General features: G+C 72.2%; 17 protein-coding genes. 12 read left to right on the top strand and 5 right to left on the bottom strand.

Annotation, left to right across the window (positions count from 1 at the left end; genetic code table 11):
- The first annotated feature begins 194 nt into the window (after positions 1 to 194).
- On the top strand, positions 195 to 995 hold the full coding sequence (locus ABZ454_RS11510) for a tyrosine-protein phosphatase (protein ID WP_356322114.1): 801 nt from the start codon (positions 195 to 197) through the stop codon (positions 993 to 995).
- A 196-nt stretch (positions 996 to 1191) separates the two neighbouring features.
- On the opposite strand, the gene ABZ454_RS11505 is transcribed toward ABZ454_RS11510, so the two are convergent.
- Complete coding sequence (locus ABZ454_RS11505; RefSeq protein ID WP_359537380.1) at positions 1192 to 1791, bottom strand: hypothetical protein; 600 nt, start codon at positions 1789 to 1791, stop codon at positions 1192 to 1194.
- A complete protein-coding gene (locus ABZ454_RS11500) occupies positions 1788 to 2363 on the bottom strand; it encodes a hypothetical protein (RefSeq protein WP_359537379.1) in 576 nt (191 codons plus the stop codon). Before ABZ454_RS11500 ends, ABZ454_RS11505 begins: the two co-directional genes overlap by 4 nt.
- A gap of 229 nt (positions 2364 to 2592) precedes the next feature.
- Here ABZ454_RS11500 and ABZ454_RS11495 point away from each other — a divergent pair, with 229 nt between their 5' ends.
- The 3 genes from ABZ454_RS11495 to ABZ454_RS11485 all read left to right on the top strand — a co-directional run bounded on the left by ABZ454_RS11495 (position 2593) and on the right by ABZ454_RS11485 (position 4181).
- The gene (locus ABZ454_RS11495; protein WP_359537378.1) at positions 2593 to 2997 is read left to right on the top strand and encodes a DUF1992 domain-containing protein; all 405 of its coding nucleotides are present in this window, start codon (positions 2593 to 2595) and stop codon (positions 2995 to 2997) included.
- Between the two features lie 42 nt (positions 2998 to 3039).
- A complete protein-coding gene (locus tag ABZ454_RS11490) occupies positions 3040 to 3531 on the top strand; it encodes a GNAT family N-acetyltransferase (RefSeq protein ID WP_359537376.1) in 492 nt (163 codons plus the stop codon).
- A 140-nt stretch (positions 3532 to 3671) separates the two neighbouring features.
- On the top strand, positions 3672 to 4181 hold the full coding sequence (locus ABZ454_RS11485; protein WP_356322119.1) for a DUF6328 family protein: 510 nt from the start codon (positions 3672 to 3674) through the stop codon (positions 4179 to 4181).
- 12 nt (positions 4182 to 4193) lie between these two features.
- On the opposite strand, the gene ABZ454_RS11480 is transcribed toward ABZ454_RS11485, so the two are convergent.
- Together ABZ454_RS11480 and ABZ454_RS11475 are read right to left on the bottom strand one after the other, a co-directional pair.
- Positions 4194 to 5021, bottom strand: coding sequence for a VOC family protein (locus ABZ454_RS11480; protein WP_359537374.1), 828 nt, complete (start codon positions 5019 to 5021; stop codon positions 4194 to 4196).
- Between the two features lie 197 nt (positions 5022 to 5218).
- Entirely contained in the window at positions 5219 to 5551 is a 333-nt protein-coding gene (locus ABZ454_RS11475) for a DUF6479 family protein (RefSeq protein WP_359537372.1), read from the bottom strand.
- A 200-nt stretch (positions 5552 to 5751) separates the two neighbouring features.
- Here ABZ454_RS11475 and ABZ454_RS11470 point away from each other — a divergent pair, with 200 nt between their 5' ends.
- The 7 genes from ABZ454_RS11470 to ABZ454_RS11440 all read left to right on the top strand — a co-directional run bounded on the left by ABZ454_RS11470 (position 5752) and on the right by ABZ454_RS11440 (position 14663).
- Positions 5752 to 6144: a hypothetical protein gene (locus ABZ454_RS11470; RefSeq protein WP_356322122.1), complete on the top strand. Its 393-nt coding sequence runs from the start codon at positions 5752 to 5754 to the stop codon at positions 6142 to 6144.
- A 94-nt stretch (positions 6145 to 6238) separates the two neighbouring features.
- A complete protein-coding gene (locus tag ABZ454_RS11465; RefSeq protein WP_359537370.1) occupies positions 6239 to 6814 on the top strand; it encodes a 2Fe-2S iron-sulfur cluster-binding protein in 576 nt (191 codons plus the stop codon).
- Positions 6811 to 7812, top strand: a complete 1002-nt coding sequence (locus ABZ454_RS11460; protein ID WP_359537369.1) for a xanthine dehydrogenase family protein subunit M — start codon at positions 6811 to 6813, stop codon at positions 7810 to 7812. The genes ABZ454_RS11465 and ABZ454_RS11460 overlap by 4 nt, the downstream gene beginning before the upstream one ends.
- Before the next feature lie 49 nt (positions 7813 to 7861).
- On the top strand, positions 7862 to 9961 hold the full coding sequence (locus ABZ454_RS11455; RefSeq protein ID WP_359537368.1) for a xanthine dehydrogenase family protein molybdopterin-binding subunit: 2100 nt from the start codon (positions 7862 to 7864) through the stop codon (positions 9959 to 9961).
- A 186-nt stretch (positions 9962 to 10147) separates the two neighbouring features.
- Positions 10148 to 10651, top strand: a complete 504-nt coding sequence (locus ABZ454_RS11450; protein ID WP_356322126.1) for an ATP-binding protein — start codon at positions 10148 to 10150, stop codon at positions 10649 to 10651.
- Between the two features lie 175 nt (positions 10652 to 10826).
- The gene (locus ABZ454_RS11445; protein ID WP_356322127.1) at positions 10827 to 12239 is read left to right on the top strand and encodes an NADP-dependent succinic semialdehyde dehydrogenase; all 1413 of its coding nucleotides are present in this window, start codon (positions 10827 to 10829) and stop codon (positions 12237 to 12239) included.
- Between the two features lie 36 nt (positions 12240 to 12275).
- A complete protein-coding gene (locus ABZ454_RS11440; protein WP_359537366.1) occupies positions 12276 to 14663 on the top strand; it encodes a phosphoketolase family protein in 2388 nt (795 codons plus the stop codon).
- 49 nt (positions 14664 to 14712) lie between these two features.
- Here ABZ454_RS11440 and ABZ454_RS11435 read toward each other — a convergent pair whose 3' ends face one another.
- Positions 14713 to 15828: a chemotaxis protein gene (locus tag ABZ454_RS11435; RefSeq protein WP_359537364.1), complete on the bottom strand. Its 1116-nt coding sequence runs from the start codon at positions 15826 to 15828 to the stop codon at positions 14713 to 14715.
- A 121-nt stretch (positions 15829 to 15949) separates the two neighbouring features.
- Here ABZ454_RS11435 and ABZ454_RS11430 point away from each other — a divergent pair, with 121 nt between their 5' ends.
- Entirely contained in the window at positions 15950 to 16444 is a 495-nt protein-coding gene (locus ABZ454_RS11430) for a DUF1269 domain-containing protein (protein WP_359537363.1), read from the top strand.
- Positions 16445 to 16503 lie beyond the last annotated feature (59 nt).

Genomic DNA, 16503 nt, shown 5'->3' with positions numbered 1-16503 from the left:
ACACCCCAGGCAAGAAGGGGCATCCCAGGCCAGAAGCCCGCGCCGCCCTCCTCGTGCAGCCTCCCGGGCTGCCCGGGACGCCGATCGATGATCACCGGCGTTTTACTTTGTCGATTTCCCGACATCATGCGACTTTTGAACCGGCCAGGCCGAAATTGATTTCGGATACGTGTCGGGAAAAGAGGAAGTTCATCGTGCAAACCGCCAGGGCCCTCCCGGCATCCTCTGTTCTCAACCTGCGAGATCTGGGCGGCATCGCTCTGGGCGCCGGCCGTCAGGTGCGCGCGGGCGCGGTGCTGCGCTCCGGTCAGCTCAGCGGACTCGACCCGGTGCACGACGCGGCGGTGGCCGAGCTCGGGATCCGTACGGTCGTCGACCTGCGGACCGCGGACGAGCGGGCATCGGCTCCCGACCGGCTGCCGCCCGGTGCCCGGCTGTTCGTGGCCGACGTGCTCGGGGACGATCCGGGCGTGGCGCCGGCCAGGCTCCGCGCGCTGCTCGCCGATCCGGTCGAGGCCGAGCGGCTGCTCGGGGGCGGGAAAGCGGAGGAGATGTTCGCGGAGACGTACCGGCAGGTGGTGCTCTCGCCCCGTGCGGCGGCCGCCTACCGCGCCTTCCTCGAGACGGCGGCCGACGACGCGGCGCGCCCCGTGCTCTTCCACTGCACCACGGGCAAGGACCGCGCGGGCTGGGCGGCGGCCCTGCTGCTGCTTCTGCTCGGCGCCCCTCGCGACGCCGTCAGGGCGGAGTTCCTCGCGGTGAACCCGGTGATGCGGGTCGCCTTCCGGCCGTCCGTGCAGCATTACCTCGACGCGGGCGGAGACCCCGAGATCGCCTCCGCGATCATCGAGGTCCGGCCTCGGTACCTCGATACGGCTCTGGACGCCATGGACGAGCGCTGGGGAGGGATCGACGGGTACGCGCGCAACGGGCTGCGCATCCCCGAAGCCGCACTGGGGCGGCTGCGCGGCGACCTCGTGGTGCGCGCCCAGTGATCTGAACCGGACGGCCCGCCGCGAAGCCCGGCGGGGCGGATCCGTGAGACGGCACGCCGGAGGCCCCTGCCCCCGAACTGCCTTCTGCCGCCGGTACGTGGATACCGGCGGCAGAAGGCAGGTCAGTGGGAGAGGCGAGGGGCGGGGACGGGCGTGACGCGTCCGCCGGCAGCTCCACGGCGGGCGGCCGCGTGCCTCACACCTTCAGCAGTCGCTCCGTGAGGTCGCGGTAGTGCTGCAGGGTGACCCGCAGTTCCTCGGTCCGGGTGCCGGGTTCGCCGTCCCGCCCGGCGGCCGCGAGCGTGCGCCGGTGCTCCTTGAGCGCGTTCGTGAGGCCGTCGACGACGGTGTCGAACGTGCTCTCCGCTTCCTCGACCGCCCGGCGGGGGCTCTCGACGAACTCGCTCACCGCGTGCTGCATCCGCTGGGAGAGCCGGTCGTGGTCGCAGTCCGGGAAGAGGGGGGTCGCGCCGGGTGTGCTCTCCCCGGCGGCGGACGGCCGGTGACCCGGTGCCGGTTCCACCGGCGCACCATCGCCGGGCAGGGTGGCGGTGGCAGGGGCCCTTCTCTGTGGCGGCACGGCCGGGTCGTCATCCGGCTTCCATGCGGCACCCGCCGCCCCGGGGACCGCGGAACCGGGGACGTCGGAACCGGGGACCGTCGAACCGGCGTCCGCTGCGCGGCTGTCCGTCGTGCCGAGCGACGGCGATCGCTCGGGGGTGGTGGCCCGGGGCTTCTTCGCCGCCGCGGGGACCTCTGTGGGGATGCGAGGTGAGTGTCCGGTCTCGTGCGTCATGCCGTGCCCCTTCCTTCCGCGTGGTGCGGGTGCCGGTGGACCTGCCGGTCCGTGCCGTTCGAGACGAGAACGTTGAACAGACCGCGGGCCTCCAGTACCGCCTCCCGCATGTCCTCCGTACTGCCCTCGCCCTGCTTGGCCGCGTGCACCCGGCGATATCCGTTGACGTGTTCGGCGTGGTGAACGGAGAGCGCTGCGCTCTGTTCACCGAAGTCACTGCCGTCGGGGAAGCCCAGGTCGCGTGCCAGTTCCGCCAGCAGGGCGTCCGCCTCGGCGACCGACTGCTGGGGCGCGTCGACGAAGCCGCCCTCGATCCGTGTCCAGCGTTCCGCGTACTGCGCGCGCGCCTCGGGGGTCAACGAACGCTCGTGCAGGGAGCCGTGCCGCTTGAGCCGCTCGTGCAGCTCGCGTTCGGCGGCCTTCGTATCGCCGTCGTGGCGGGCGACGGTCCGGTCGTACTCCGGTCCGAAGCGGCGACGCATCCCGTGTCCGCTCGTCCGCCGTGTGTACAGGAAGGCCAGGGCGCAGGCCGCCACGAGGACGACGGCGACGATGATCACTACGGTCGTCATGGTCACCACCCCTGCCGCTTCTCGGTCCGGGTGTCGCTCTGTTCCACTCTCACCATCCCTTTCGGATCGTGCCCCGGCGTCGTATCGGCCGGGCGTGGTGCTCGTGTACCCCGCTGTCCGCGTTCAAGGCACCCGGCCGGCCGGCCAGTTGCCCTCCGGACGCCGCCGTACCGCCCCTGGGTATCGTTGAGGGAGCCGCATCACACGCATCTCCGAGAGGGGCATCACGGTGACCGAGCGCAAACCCGCGGGCGTCAGCTTCGAGTCCTGGGTCGACAAACAGATTCGTGAGTCGGAGCAGCGAGGTGACTTCTCCCGGCTGCCGGGGTTCGGCAAGCCGCTCGAAGGTCTGGACCGCCCCTACGACGAGGCGTGGTGGATCAAGGCGAAGATGCAGCGGGAGGGGCTGTCCGTGCTCCCGCCGTCGCTGGCTCTGCGCAAGGAGGCGGAGGAGGCCCTCGCGGCCGTACCCGGGGCGCGGACCGAGGGCGAGGTGCGACGGATGCTGACCGAGGTGAACGAGAAGATCGCCGAGGCCGTGAGACGCCCGCCGCCGGGGCCGCTCCTGAAGCTCAAGCCGTTCGATGTCGAGGCCCTCGTCCAGGAGTGGCGCACGGCCCGCCGTTCCACCTGACCGCAGGAGGCCGGCCGGCCGCCGATGCGTAATACTCACCTCATGAGATCAGGCATTACGTCGCAAGGCCGCCGCGCACTGGGCGAAGAGGTCCGGATCAGGCGGGCCGACGCCCGGGACGCGAAGCGTCTGACCCGTCTGGTGCGGACCTCCCGCTCCTACGAAGGGCCGTACGCACCCATGGTCGCCGGGTACCGCGTGGGTCATGACTACGTCGAGACGCACAGGGTCTTCGCCGCGGTGGGGGAGACCACCGGTCGGCTGCTCGGCTTCTACGCCCTGATCCTCGACCCGCCCGAGCTCGACCTCATGTTCGTCGCCGACGACGCGCAGGGCGCGGGCCTGGGGCGGCTGCTCATCGGACACCTGAAGGACGAAGCGCACGCGGCCGGACTCGCCGAGGTGCGCATCGTGTCGCATCCGCCGGCCGAGGCCTTCTACATGAGCGTGGGCGCCCGCAGGGCCGGCACCGTGCGGGCCGCACCGCCCGCGGTGATGTGGGACCGTCCCGAACTGCTGCTCGCCGTCGCCTGACGACCGGGGTGCCGCAGCCGCCCCGCCCCCGGCGAGCGGCATGGCTCCTTGGCTCCTTGGAAGGCCCCTGCCGGCCTGGCGGTCTACCGTGTGAGGACAGCGGCGCACGGGTGCTGCGCGTGTCCGGACGGAGGTCCACGGTGAGCCGACCCGAGGAGGAGCGCCGCCAGGACGGATGGGGGCGCCGGGAGACGCCGGAGGAGCGGGCCGACCGCCGGTGGACCGATCTGCTCCAGGAACTGCGCGTCGCCCAGACCGGGGTGCAGATCCTGTTCGGCTTCCTGCTGGCCGTCGTCTTCCAGCCGCGCTTCGCGGACCTCTCCGACACCGACCGCACGATCTACGTGGTCACGGTGATGTTCGGTTCGGCCACCGCGGGCGCGCTCATCGGGCCGGTGTCGTACCACCGGCTGCTCACCGGACGGCGGCTGAAGCCCGAGACGGTCACCTGGGCGTCACGCCTGACCGTGATCGGGCTGATCCTGCTGTTCTGCACGATGTGCTCGGCGCTCCTGCTCATTCTGCGCGTGGCGCTGCACAACGCGCTCGCCCTGTGGCTGGTCGGCGGGATGGCGCTGTGGTTCCTGGTCTGCTGGTTCGTGTTCCCGGCCTGGGCGCTGACCCGGTCCCACGGCCGGCGGGAGAGGTGACCGCGCCAGGGGTCACAGCACGCCGGCGACCTCGGCCTCGGGAATGTCCGTGAGGGTGAAGAGCCCGCCGTCCGGATCGATCAGCGTCGCCTCGCGCCCCTGCGGCCGGGACAGCTCCTCGATCAGCGCACCGCCGTGTTCCCGCGCCGAAGCGATGGCTGCGGAGACGTCGTCCACGGGGAAATTGACCTGCCAGTGGGGGCGGACGAGCGGATCGGGGGCAGCCTCGACGGCTCCCGAACTGATGCGGGCCAGCTGGCGCCCGCCGCACTCCACGAGCACCTCGTCCTTCGCGTACGTCACCTCGCAGGAGCCGGGCCGTCCGCTCGCCCAGTCCATGACCTCGCCGTAGAAGATCGCGGCGTCGAAGGCGTTGCGCGTGCGCAGCCGCAGCCAGGTGTGCGCGTAGTCGTCCGGCGCGGGTGGCGAGGTCGCGGGTGCGGTCCGCTCCCAGATGCCGAACGACGCGCCGTCCCGGTCGGCGGCCAGTGCGCCGCGCCCCTTGCCCAGCGCCAGCGGGCCCACCGCCACGGTGCCGCTGCGCTCCCGGATCCGGGCAGCGGTCGCGTCGGCGTCCTGGACGGCGAAGTACGGCGTCCACGCGACCGCGACGTGGAACGTGGTCGCCACGGCGCCGATCCCGGCGACGGGCACGTCGCCGCGGCGGGCGACGGAGAACTCCTGGCCGAGTTTGCCCGGCCGGAACGTCCAGCCCATCACGGAGCCGTAGAACGCCTGGGCGGACTCCAGATCCCGGGTCATCAGGTTGACCCAGCAGGGCGCCGCCGGCCCGGTCAGCGGTGCGGGCGCGGATGCCGTACCAGGGGTGCTTCCGGTCATAGGTCCTACTGCCTTCGTGGAAGTGGGCAGGTGTGTGGCGGTGGTCTTCGGGCCTTCACCAGCCTCACCGCGGGCGGGCGGTCCCGCAACACGCGGCGCCGCCGCCGGTGGCGCCGGGTCGGCACCACCGCCGGCGGCGACGGGGTGTTCCGGGACATGGGCACTTCGCCCCGGACCTCCGGACACCGGGACGCTGCTCAGTCGCGCCGCTTGTCGTCGTCCCGGTGGAGGGGGTCGTTGCCGTGGTCACCGAGCTCGTAGGGCAGCAGCCTCTGCCCGTCGGCGGGGAAGTCGTCGTCGCCGTGGACGTCGCGCTCCTCGACATGGGTGCGGTGCTCCGGCGCCACCGGCTGCTCCTCGGGCCGGGGTGGCGGCAGCTCCTGGTCGTGCCGCCGCTTGCCGAGCCAGAAGGCGCCGATCAGCATGAGCACCAGGAGCACGCCGACGACACCGAGCACCGCCCCGGTCGCGCCCCGTCCGTCCGCGAGGGTGAGGGCCAAGGAATTCAGGGCTCCATTCGATACGTCCATGCTTGCCGGATACCCCAGGGCGGGGATGTCACTCGGCTCTGCACTCGAATTCATGTTTTAAGTGGATATCGCCGCCCGAAATGTTTGGAACGGCTGAGGGCCCGTTCTGGTCCCGTACCCGCGGGGCGGCCGGGCCGCACGTGTCGCAGGCCGCCGTCCGTGGGGCGAGCCTGGAAGTGACCCCTTGGGAAGGAACCACGGTGAACAGCACACAGGAAAAGCAGCAGTCCGAGGAAAGCCGGCACGACAGCGAGGTGTCGGTCGTCGTCAGCGGGTGCGAGAGCGATGACGCACGCACCGTCTTCGACGTGCTGCGGGCGGCCTTCGCCACCGACCGGGCCTCCGTCGACGTGCCGCACGACGTCACCGGCAAGCGGCCCACGGCATGGGTCGTGACCGTCGACGTCACCGAGGTCCGCGTGGTGTCCGGGCCGGTGCGGCTCGGCGCTCCCGTCACCGCCGACGTGCAGGGTGGCTACTGGGCGGTCGACCGGCTCCGGCAGGGTCTGGCGGGCGCCTTCGCCGTGCGGGTCGTGGGCACCGTGTCCGGCGACCAGGAGGAGGAGGTCCGGCTGCGACTGGAGAACAAGTAGGCCGAACGCTCCGCCGGCCCGCGGCCATGACGCGAAAACGGTGACCAACTGGTAGAAAGCAGACGAAACGACCTCTCTCGAAAGGCGCCGTCACGTGGACCCGACCAGCCGGGGGAGGGACGGTGAGGGGCAGGAGCGGGAGCGAGGCCACCTTCCCCACCTTTCCACCCTCACCCTCCACATCAACGGAACCGAGCACACCCTGACGCTCGACCACCGCACCACGGTCCTGGACGCCCTGCGCCTGCACCTGGGTCTGACCGGGGCGAAGAAGGGCTGTGACCACGGCCAGTGCGGCGCCTGCACCGTGCTGGTCGACGGCCGGCGCGCCAACAGCTGTCTGCTGCTGGCCGTAGCCCACGACGGGGCCCGGATCACCACGGTCGAGGGTCTGGCCGACGGCGACCGGCTGCACCCGCTCCAGGAAGCCTTCCTGGAGCGCGACGCCCTCCAGTGCGGCTACTGCACGCCCGGCCAGATCTGCTCGGGCATCGGCGTTCTGGGCGAGGCGCGGGACGGCTTTCCGTCCCACGTCACCGCCGGCACCGCCGCCGTCACCGCCCCGGCGCCGCTCGACGCCGCCGAGATCCGTGAGCGGATGAGCGGCAACCTGTGCCGGTGCGGCGCGTACCCCCGCATCGTCGAGGCGATCGGGGACCTCGCGTCGTGAAACCCTTCGCCTACCTGCGCGCAGCCTCCGTCGCCGAAGCGGTCCGGGAGAGCGCTGCCCATTCCGGTGCCCGGTTCCTCGGCGGCGGCACCAACCTGGTCGACCTGATGAAGCTCGGCGTGGAGAGCCCCGGCCTGCTCATCGACGTCAGCCGGCTGCCCCTGGACCAGGTGACGGACACCGCCGACGGCGGACTGCGCATCGGGGCCACCGTCCGCAACAGCGATCTGGCCGCCCACCCCTCGGTGCGCGCCCGCTATCCCGCCCTTTCCCAGGCGCTGCTGGCCGGGGCCTCCGGGCAACTGCGCAACGCCGCCACCACCGGGGGCAATCTGCTCCAGCGCACCCGCTGCCCGTACTTCCAGGACACGTCGAAGCCCTGCAACAAGCGGGAGCCCGGCAGCGGCTGCCCCGCCGTCGAGGGCGTGCACCGCGACCTCGCCGTCATCGGTCACTCCTCCGAGTGCGTCGCCACCCACCCGTCGGACATGGCCGTGGCGCTCGCCGCCCTCGACGCGGCGGTGATCCTGCACGGACCCGACGGCGAACGGACCGTGGCCCTCACCGACTTCCACCGCCTGCCCGGGGACGACCCGAGCGTGGACACCGTGATCCGGCCGGACGAAATGATCACCGAGGTGCTCCTTCCACCGCTCCCCGACGGCACGGTCTGCCTGTACCGCAAGGCCCGCGACCGCGCCTCGTTCGCGTTCGCCCTGGCGTCCGTGGCGGCCGTCCTGCGCGTGCGCGAAGGGCGGATCGAGCAGGCCGCGCTGGCGTTCGGCGGACTCGCCCACCGCCCTTGGCGTGCCCGCACCGCCGAGGAGGCGCTGCGCGGCGCACCCGCCACCGATGCCACCTACCTGAACGCGGTGGACGCCGAGCTCGCCGCGGCCCGTCCGCTCCGCGACAACGCGTTCAAGGTGGCCCTGGCCCGCCATCTGGCCGTCGACGCCCTGGCCGCCCTCACGGCCGCCCCGGAAGACGCCGGCTCCTGAGCGCGCCCGCCCCGCTGACCCCCGACCCCGAAGAGCCGAGGACCCCGCCATGAGCCACGCCCCCCAGCCGCTGGGCGCCCCCGTCGTCCGCCGCGAGGGCCGGGACAAGGTGACCGGCGCCGCGCGCTACGCCGCCGAGCGCAACCTGCCCGGCTGTCTGTACGCCTGGCCCGTGCCCGCCACCGTGCCCCGCGGCCGGGTCACCGCGATCCGGACCGCCGACGCCCTCTCCCTGCCCGGCGTCCGCGCCGTCCTCACCCACGAGAACGCGCCACGGACCGAGGAGCCGGACGACCCGATCCTCGCCGTCCTGCAGAACGACCACGTGCCGCACCGGGGCTGGCAGATCGCCGTGGTGGTGGCCGACACCCTGGAAGCCGCACAGGCAGGCGCCGAGGCGCTGCACATCACCTACGAGACGGCCCCGCACGACGTCGTCCTCACCGGGGACCATGCCGGGCTGTACACCCCGCAGACCGCCAACGGCGGATATCCGGCCGTGCGTGAACGCGGCGACTTCGACAGCGCCTTCGCCGCCGCGCCCGTACAGGTGGACGTCACGTACACGATCGGTCCGCTGCACAACCACCCCATGGAGCCGCACTCCTCGACCGCCCAGTGGTCGACGGACGGCCGCCTCACGGTGTACGACTCAAGCCAGGGCGCCACCAAGGTGCGGGACAGCCTCGCCACCGTGTTCGGAGTCCGGCCGGACCAGGTCACCGTCGTGTCCCGGCACGTCGGCGGCGGGTTCGGCAGCAAGGGCACGCCGCGCCCCCAGGCCGTGCTCGCCGCCATGGCGGCGCTCCACACGGGGCACCCCGTCGAGCTCGCCGTGCCCCGGCGCCACATGGCCACCGTGGTCGGCCACCGGGCGCCCACCGTGCAGCGGGTCCGGCTCGGTGCGCGGACCGACGGGGTGCTCACCTCGGTGGCCCACGAGGTCATCACCCACACCTCCACCGTCAAGGAGTTCGTGGAGCAGGCCGCCGTCCCGGCCCGTGTGATGTACGGGTCCGCCCACAGCAGGACCGTCCACCGGGTCACCGCGCTCGACGTCCCGAGCCCGTCGTGGATGCGTGCCCCGGGCGAGGCGCCCGGCATGTACGCCCTCGAATCGGCGGTCGACGAACTCGCCCTCGCCCTCGGTCTCGACCCCGTCGAGTTGCGGCTGCGCAACGACCCGGCCGCCGAGCCCGACTCCGCCAAGCCCTTCAGCAGCCGCAACCTGGCCGCCTGTCTCCGCGACGGCGCCGCACGCTTCGGCTGGGACGACCGCGACCCGCGTCCGGGAGTCCGCCGGGAAGGTCCCCTGCTGCTCGGTACGGGTGTCGCCGCCGCCACGTACCCCGTCTACGCCAGCGCCTCCCACGCGTCGGCGCACGCGGCCCCCGACGGCTCCTACCGCATCGCCGTCAACGCCACCGACATCGGCACCGGCGCCCGGACCGTACTGGCCCAGATCGCCGCAAGCGTGCTGAAGACACCGGTGGACAACGTGACCGTGGACATCGGCGACAGCGACCTGCCGGACGCCCCGCTGGCCGGCGGCTCCTCGGGCACCGCCTCCTGGGGCTGGTCCGTGCACAAAGCGGCCACCGCACTCGTGGAGCGGCTCGGTGCGAGCTCCGGACCGCTGCCCGCCGCCGGAGTGACCGTCACCGCGGACACCACCGAGGAGACGGCCGCGGAATCCCCCTACGCGCGTCACGCGTTCGGGGCGCACTTCGCGGAGGCCGCGGTCGACTCCCGGACCGGTGAGGTCCGGGTACGCCGGATGCTCGGGGTCTTCGCCGCCGGGCACATCCTGAACGCACGCACCGCGCGGTCCCAGTTCATCGGCGGCATGACCATGGGACTCGGCATGGCCCTGACCGAGGGCAGCACCATGGACCCGGCCTTCGGAGACTTCGCCGAGAGCGACCTCGCCTCGTACCACGTCCCGGCCTGCGCCGACGCGACCGGCCTGGAGGCGCACTGGATCGACGAGGACGACCCGCACCTCAACCCCATGGGCAGCAAGGGCATCGGCGAGATCGGCATCGTCGGCGCGGCCGCGGCGATCGGCAACGCCGTCCATCACGCCACCGGCGTCCGGCTGCGCACTCTCCCGCTCACCCCCGACCGGCTGCTGCCGCATCTGACCTGACGGAGACGCCCCGACGCGCGGAGAAGCGCCGGTCGCGCGGGTGCACAGCCCGATATGTTGCGCGAGCTGCTCCGCGGCCTCACCCTAAGGAGTGACCCAGAAGTGACATCTGCTCACTCTTCGTATTCGGGGGTCGTTGGTGCAACGGGGCGAAGCATGTGGGCCTCGATGTGAGGAGCCTCGACGATGACCGTTCCACTCGACCGGCACTATGTGGTCGAACTACAGGTTTCGGCAGAGCGTGTGTCCCAGCTGCGACGGATCGTCGCCGCACACCTCCGCCACTGGAGTCTCGAACTCCACGTCCGGCCCGTGTGCCGTGCCGTGGAGGAACTGCTGACCAACGTCCACCGGCACGTCGGTGACGACAACCACTGCGTCGTCGAACTCCGCTGGTCCGGACGGCACCTCACGGTCTCCGTCGCCGACAACGGCTCCGACATGCCGCGGCTGCTCCACGAGGGCGGCGGCCTCAGCCGGGTCATGGCCCTCAGTGACAGCTGGGGCACCTGCCGGACCACCGAGGGCAAGGTCGTCTGGTTCACCCGCTACGCGCAGGAGCCGCAGCACGTCGAACTGGTGCCGCTGCCGCCGCTGCCCGGAGTCCGCGAGTTCCGCCTGGCGCCGGCCGTGGTCACGGACCTCCCCACGGACGCCCCCGTCAGGACCGGCGCCCCCGCCCTCGTCTGAGGCGCGCGGCACCGACCGGCCCCACGCCCCACCCCCCACTGCCCTTCCGGCGCGGATCGCATGCCCTCGGCATGCATGGTCCGCGCCGGTCGGGTATGCGGATGGCGGCGGCCCGCGTTGCGCCGGCGTCTGCGGCGCGGCACGGTCGAAGTACCGAGGCAAGGAGGCCACAGTCATGCCCATCGCGACGGTCAACCCCGCGAACGGCGAGACCCTCAGAAAGTTCGACGCCCTGGGAGCGGACGAGATCGAGCGGCGGCTCGCCGCGGCGGACGCCGCCTTCCGGGAGTACCGCACCACCGGATTCGGCGAACGGTCCCGGCTGCTGAACCGGGCCGCGGACCTCCTCGACGAGGACCAGGAGGACATCGCGCGGACCATGACCCTGGAGATGGGCAAGCCCCTCAAGGCGTCCCGGGCCGAGGCCGCGAAGTGCGCCAAGGCGATGCGCTGGTACGCCGCCCACGCCGAGGAACTCCTCGGCGACGAGCACCCCTCGCCCGCCGACGTCGAGGACTCCGGCGCCTCCCGCGCCTATGTCCACTACCGGCCCCTGGGGACCGTGCTGGCCGTGATGCCGTGGAACTTCCCCCTCTGGCAGGTCGTGCGGTTCGCGGCCCCCGCGCTCATGGCCGGAAACACCGGTCTGCTGAAACACGCCTCGAACGTGCCGCAGACCGCGCTGTACCTCGGCGATCTGTTCCACCGGGCCGGATTCCCGGCCGGCTGCTTCCAGACGCTCCTGGTGGGCTCCGGGGCCATCGAGGCGATCCTGCGCGACCGCAGGGTGGCCGCGGCCACCCTGACCGGCAGCGAACCGGCCGGCCGCGCCGTCGCGGCCGTCGCGGGCGACGAGGTCAAGCGCACCGTCCTGGAGCTGGGCGGCAGCGACCCCTACCTCGTGCTGCCCTCGGCCGACGTCGCCAAGGCGGCCCGCACCGCCGTCACCGCCCGCGTCCAGAACAACGGGCAGTCCTGCATCGCCGCCAAGCGGTTCATCGTGCACACGCAGGTGTACGAGGAGTTCGCCGAACGCTTCACCGTGGGGATGCGCGACCTGACCGTCGGCGACCCGCTGGAGGAGTCCACCGACGTCGGCCCCCTCGCCAGCGAGCAGGGACGCACCGACCTGGAGGAACTCGTCGACGACGCGGTCCGGCAGGGCGCGCACGCCCTGTGCGGCGGCGGCCGGCCCGAGGGGCTGACGGGCGGACTGGAGCGGGGCTGGTTCTACGCCCCCACGGTCCTCGCGGGGGTCACTCCCGCCATGCGCATCCACCGTGAGGAGACCTTCGGCCCCGTCGCCACGCTCTACCGGGCGGACAGCCTCGACGAGGCCGTGGAACTGGCCAACGACACGCCCTTCGGACTCAGCTCCAACGTCTGGACCCGCGACGCCGAGGAGAGCAGGCGCTGCATCCGCGACCTGGAGGCGGGCGGCGTGTTCTTCAACGGCATGACGGCCTCGCACCCCGCGCTGCCCTTCGGCGGGGTGAAGCGCTCCGGTTACGGACGTGAGCTCGCCGGTCACGGCATCCGCGAGTTCTGCAACGCCACCACCGTCTGGTACGGCCCCGAGCCGCGATAGAGCCGGACCATCTCACACGTCCACAGAGAGGTGACCATGAGCGACGCCCCGCCGTCCCCGTCGACGACCGGCCCGACCGAGGAGGAGATCGCCGCGCTCGACGCGCACTGGCGGGCCGCCAACTACCTGGCCGTCGGCCAGATCTACCTGATGGACAATCCGCTGCTGACCCGGCCGCTCGCCCCCGAGGACATCAAGCCCAGACTCCTCGGTCACTGGGGCACCTCACCCGGTCTCAACCTCGTGTACACCCACCTCAACCGCCTCATCGCACAGCGCGGCATCCCCGCGCTGTGCGTCTGGGGCCCGGGACACGGGGGCCCCGCCGTGCTCGCCAACTCCTGGCTGGAGGGCAGCTACTCGCAGACGTACCCCGATGTCAGCCGGGACGAGGCGGGCATGGGGGCGCTGTTCAAACAGTTCTCCTTCCCCGGCGGCGTACCCAGCCACGTCGCGCCGGAGACCCCCGGCTCCATCCACGAGGGCGGTGAACTCGGTTACGCCCTGGCCCATGCCTACGGTGCCGCACTCGACCACCCGGAGCTGCTGGTCACCTGTGTCATCGGTGACGGCGAGGCGGAGACCGGGCCGCTGGCCGGCTCCTGGCACGCCAACAAGTTCCTCGATCCCGTCCACGACGGCGCCGTCCTTCCGGTCCTGCACCTCAACGGTTACAAGATCGCCAACCCGACCGTGCTCGCCCGTCTCCCCGAGGACGAGCTCGACGCCCTGCTGCGCGGCTACGGACACGAGCCGCTGTACGTGGCGGGGGACGACCCCCTCACCGTGCACCGGGCGATGGCCGCGGCGATGGACCGGGCCTTCGACCGCATCCGGGAGCTCCAGGACGCCGCCCGGACCGGTGGTGACACCGCGCGCCCGCGCTGGCCGATGATCGTGCTGCGTACCCCGAAGGGGTGGACCGGCCCCGCCGAGGTCGACGGAGTTCCCGTCGAGGGCACCTGGCGGGCCCACCAGGTCCCGCTGCCCGGGGTCCGCGACAATCCCGGGCACCTGCGGCAGCTGGAGCGCTGGCTGCGCTCGTACCGGCCCGAGGAACTCTTCGACGCCGAGGGGCGCCCCACGGACCAGGTACTCGCCTGCGTGCCCGAGGGCACGGCACGGCTCGGCGCCACCCCGTACGCCAACGGCGGCCTGCTGCTGCGCGATCTGCCGGTTCCCGCCCTCGACGAGCACGCGGTGCCGGTGGACAGGCCAGGGTCCGCACTCCACGAACCGACCCGCGTTCTCGGCGGCCTGCTGGAGGCCGTCATGGCCGCCACCGCCGACCGCCGGGACTTCCGTCTCGTCGGCCCCGACGAGACGGCGTCGAACCGCCTCGACGCCGTCTACGAGGCCACCGGCAAGGCCTGGCAGGCCGGGACGCTTCCCACCGACGAGCACCTCGCCCGCGACGGGCGGGTCATGGAGGTCCTCTCCGAGCACCTGTGCCAGGGCTGGCTGGAGGGCTATCTGCTCACCGGCCGGCACGGGCTCTTCTCCTGCTACGAGGCGTTCGCCCACATCGTCGACTCCATGGTCAACCAGCACATCAAGTGGCTGCGGACCTCCCGGCGGCTGCCCTGGCGCCGCCCCATCGCCTCCCTCAACTACCTGCTCACCTCGCACGTCTGGCGTCAGGACCACAACGGCTTCTCGCACCAGGACCCGGGCTTCGTCGACCACGTCCTGAACAAGAGCCCGGAGGTCGTACGCGTCTATCTGCCCCCGGACACGAACACCCTGCTCTCGGTGGCCGACCACGTCCTGCGGAGCCGCGACTACGTGAACGTGATCGTGGCGGGCAAGCAGCCGAGCTTCGACTGGCTCACGCTCGACCAGGCCCGGGCGCACTGCGCGCGCGGTGCGGGCGTCTGGGAGTGGGCGGGCACCGAGGACGGAGGCCGCGAGCCCGATGTCGTGCTCGCGTGTGCCGGCGACGTGCCCACCCTGGAGGTCATGGCGGCTGCCGGTCTGCTGCGGCGTCACCTGCCGGAACTGTCCGTGCGGGTGGTGAACGTCGTCGACATGGCCCGGCTCATGCCCCATGCGGAGCATCCGCACGGGATGCCGGACTCCGAGTACGACGCCCTCTTCACCCGGGACAAGCCGGTGATCTTCGCCTACCACGGCTACCCCTGGCTGATCCACCGGCTGGCCTACCGCCGCGCCGGACACGCCCAGCTGCACGTGAGGGGCTACAAGGAGGAGGGGACGACCACCACGCCCTTCGACATGGTGGTCCGCAACGACCTCGACCGCTACCGCCTCGTCATGGACGTCATCGACCGGGTCCCGGGCCTGGGGGTCCGCGCGGCGCCGGTGCGCCAGGCGATGGTGGACACCCGGACCCGCCACCACGACTGGATCCGGGCCCACGGCACGGACCTGCCGGAGGTGGCCGACTGGACCTGGGAGGGCTGAGCACGCCGCAGGCCCGGACGGTACGGCCGTCCGGGCCTGCGGCCTTCGGTCAGTAGCGCAGCGCCGCCGCGATCCGTCCGTGCTCCTTGAGCGAGTCGTCCGCGACGAACACGACCTCGGCGCCGCTGTCCAGCGCCGCCTCGACCAGTTCGTCGACGATGTCCTCACGGACCTTCTCGTCGGCCGGGTCCGCCGCGTCCCCGCTCACCGGGACCAGGTGCTCCTGGTCGACCCGCACCGTCTGCTGGTGGTGCTCCTCCACCGCCACCAGGCCGGCGCGTCCCTCCCGTACGGCGGCCCACACCTCGTCGAGGCCGCCGGCGAAGGCGCGCCGCCCCCGGGCCTCGTCCAGCTTGCCGTCGATCTCCGCGGCGAACCGCTTTTGCCGGGCCTCCAGCGCGGGACGCAGTTCGTCCAGCAGATCGCTGGGGGAGGTGTCGGCGGGCGCGCCCTTGGTGACCCGGCCCGCCGCGTGCGCGGCGACCTCGCCGACCTCGTCGAACAGCGCCAGCGCCGGAGCGAGGCCGACGAGGTAGAGCGGGCGCGGATCGGTGGCCAGCACCCCGCGCAGCTTCTCGTCCACCGTGCGCAGGAACTGCCGGGTCTCCTCGTCGGTGAAGGTGCTCGGGGTGTCGCCGATCCGCTCCTCACGCTGGGGGTTGGGCGCCTCGCGCGGAGCCGTCAGCGGGAAGCCGCCGATGTGCTCCTCGTGCGCGGTGTCGGACGTGCCGCTGAACAGGGCCGCGTGGTCCGCCGACACGGTGAGCGCCCAGAAGGGCTGCGCCTGAGCCTTCGCGGCGACCAGGTTGCGGGTCAGGTAGGTGTCGCTGAGAACCACCCGTTCGGGTGTGGTGCGCGGCAGTTGCCAGATCTGGTACTCGTCCGCCGTCACGAGCAGCACCAGCGCGTCCAGGGCGCGGCGCGGATCGATGTCCGCGACCGCCCGGTCGAGCTGCTGCCCGACCGCCGCGCGGGCTTCGCGGGTGACCTCGGGGTCGGCGTCGAGCCGGCGGCCGGCCTCGGACACCAGGTTGCGCAGCCGTACGGCGTCCTGGGCGTTGTCCGGTGCGCGCCGATGGGTCGGCATGGTCAGGGACAAAGCCGGATAGGGCTTGGCCGCGCGGAGTTCTTGCAGCAGACCGGCGGTCAGGGCGTCCGTGTCCATCAGTTCCCTCCCGGAAACTTGCGCGCACTGCCGTGCGGAGCGGGTGATTCGACGAGTCAATTCATACCTTTTGATCCTAATATGAGCGAGTTGGTCATTCCGGGTTCGGGAGGTGTGCGCGATGTCCACGCTCACGGTGTGGAAGTTCCGGTCGGCCGAGGGTGCGGAGGACGTCGAGACGACGCTGAAGTCCCTGCAGAGGGAGGGGCTGATCAAGATCCTGGACGCCGCCGTCGTGAGCTGGCCCGCCGACCGCGCCAAGCCGCGCACGAAGCAATTGCTCAACCTCGTCGGCGCGGGCGCCCTGAGCGGCACCTTCTGGGGCATGCTCTTCGGGCTGATCTTCCTGATGCCCCTGCTCGGCGCCGCCATCGGCGCGGCCGCCGGGGCGCTCGGCGGCAAGCTGGCCGACGTCGGCATCGACGACGACTTCATCGCCGAAGTCAAGGAGAAGGTCACGCCGGGCACCTCGGCCCTGTTCCTGCTCACCATGAACGAGGTGCCCGACCGGATCAGCGAGGCGCTCCCCGGCGACGGCGCCGAACTGCTGCACAGCAATCTGGACGCCCTCAGCGAGCAACGGCTCCGCGACATCTTCGGCGACGACGCGGCATGACCCCCAGGGACCGGTCCCACGGCCGGCCCTCACCTTCCCCTTCCCTACGTACTTCCGAG

It is taken from the genome of Streptomyces sp. NPDC005803 (assembly GCF_040630435.1).
Lineage (GTDB): Bacteria > Actinomycetota > Actinomycetes > Streptomycetales > Streptomycetaceae > Streptomyces.
The sequence above is the reverse complement of the archived record's forward strand: the minus strand, read 5'-3'. Positions and strand labels throughout refer to the sequence as shown.

What these genes read in the sequence shown, in the direction of transcription:
- ABZ454_RS11505 (WP_359537380.1), bottom strand. Translation starts at nt 1,791, where the DNA reads ATGACGCACGAGACCGGACACTCACCTCGCATCCCCACAGAGGTCCCC.
- ABZ454_RS11500 (WP_359537379.1), bottom strand. Translation starts at nt 2,363, where the DNA reads ATGACGACCGTAGTGATCATCGTCGCCGTCGTCCTCGTGGCGGCCTGC.
- ABZ454_RS11490 (WP_359537376.1), top strand. Translation starts at nt 3,040, where the DNA reads ATGAGATCAGGCATTACGTCGCAAGGCCGCCGCGCACTGGGCGAAGAG.
- ABZ454_RS11480 (WP_359537374.1), bottom strand. Translation starts at nt 5,021, where the DNA reads ATGACCGGAAGCACCCCTGGTACGGCATCCGCGCCCGCACCGCTGACC.
- ABZ454_RS11475 (WP_359537372.1), bottom strand. Translation starts at nt 5,551, where the DNA reads ATGGACGTATCGAATGGAGCCCTGAATTCCTTGGCCCTCACCCTCGCG.
- ABZ454_RS11455 (WP_359537368.1), top strand. Translation starts at nt 7,862, where the DNA reads ATGAGCCACGCCCCCCAGCCGCTGGGCGCCCCCGTCGTCCGCCGCGAG.
- ABZ454_RS11450 (WP_356322126.1), top strand. Translation starts at nt 10,148, where the DNA reads ATGACCGTTCCACTCGACCGGCACTATGTGGTCGAACTACAGGTTTCG.
- ABZ454_RS11445 (WP_356322127.1), top strand. Translation starts at nt 10,827, where the DNA reads ATGCCCATCGCGACGGTCAACCCCGCGAACGGCGAGACCCTCAGAAAG.
- ABZ454_RS11440 (WP_359537366.1), top strand. Translation starts at nt 12,276, where the DNA reads ATGAGCGACGCCCCGCCGTCCCCGTCGACGACCGGCCCGACCGAGGAG.
- ABZ454_RS11435 (WP_359537364.1), bottom strand. Translation starts at nt 15,828, where the DNA reads ATGGACACGGACGCCCTGACCGCCGGTCTGCTGCAAGAACTCCGCGCG.
- ABZ454_RS11430 (WP_359537363.1), top strand. Translation starts at nt 15,950, where the DNA reads ATGTCCACGCTCACGGTGTGGAAGTTCCGGTCGGCCGAGGGTGCGGAG.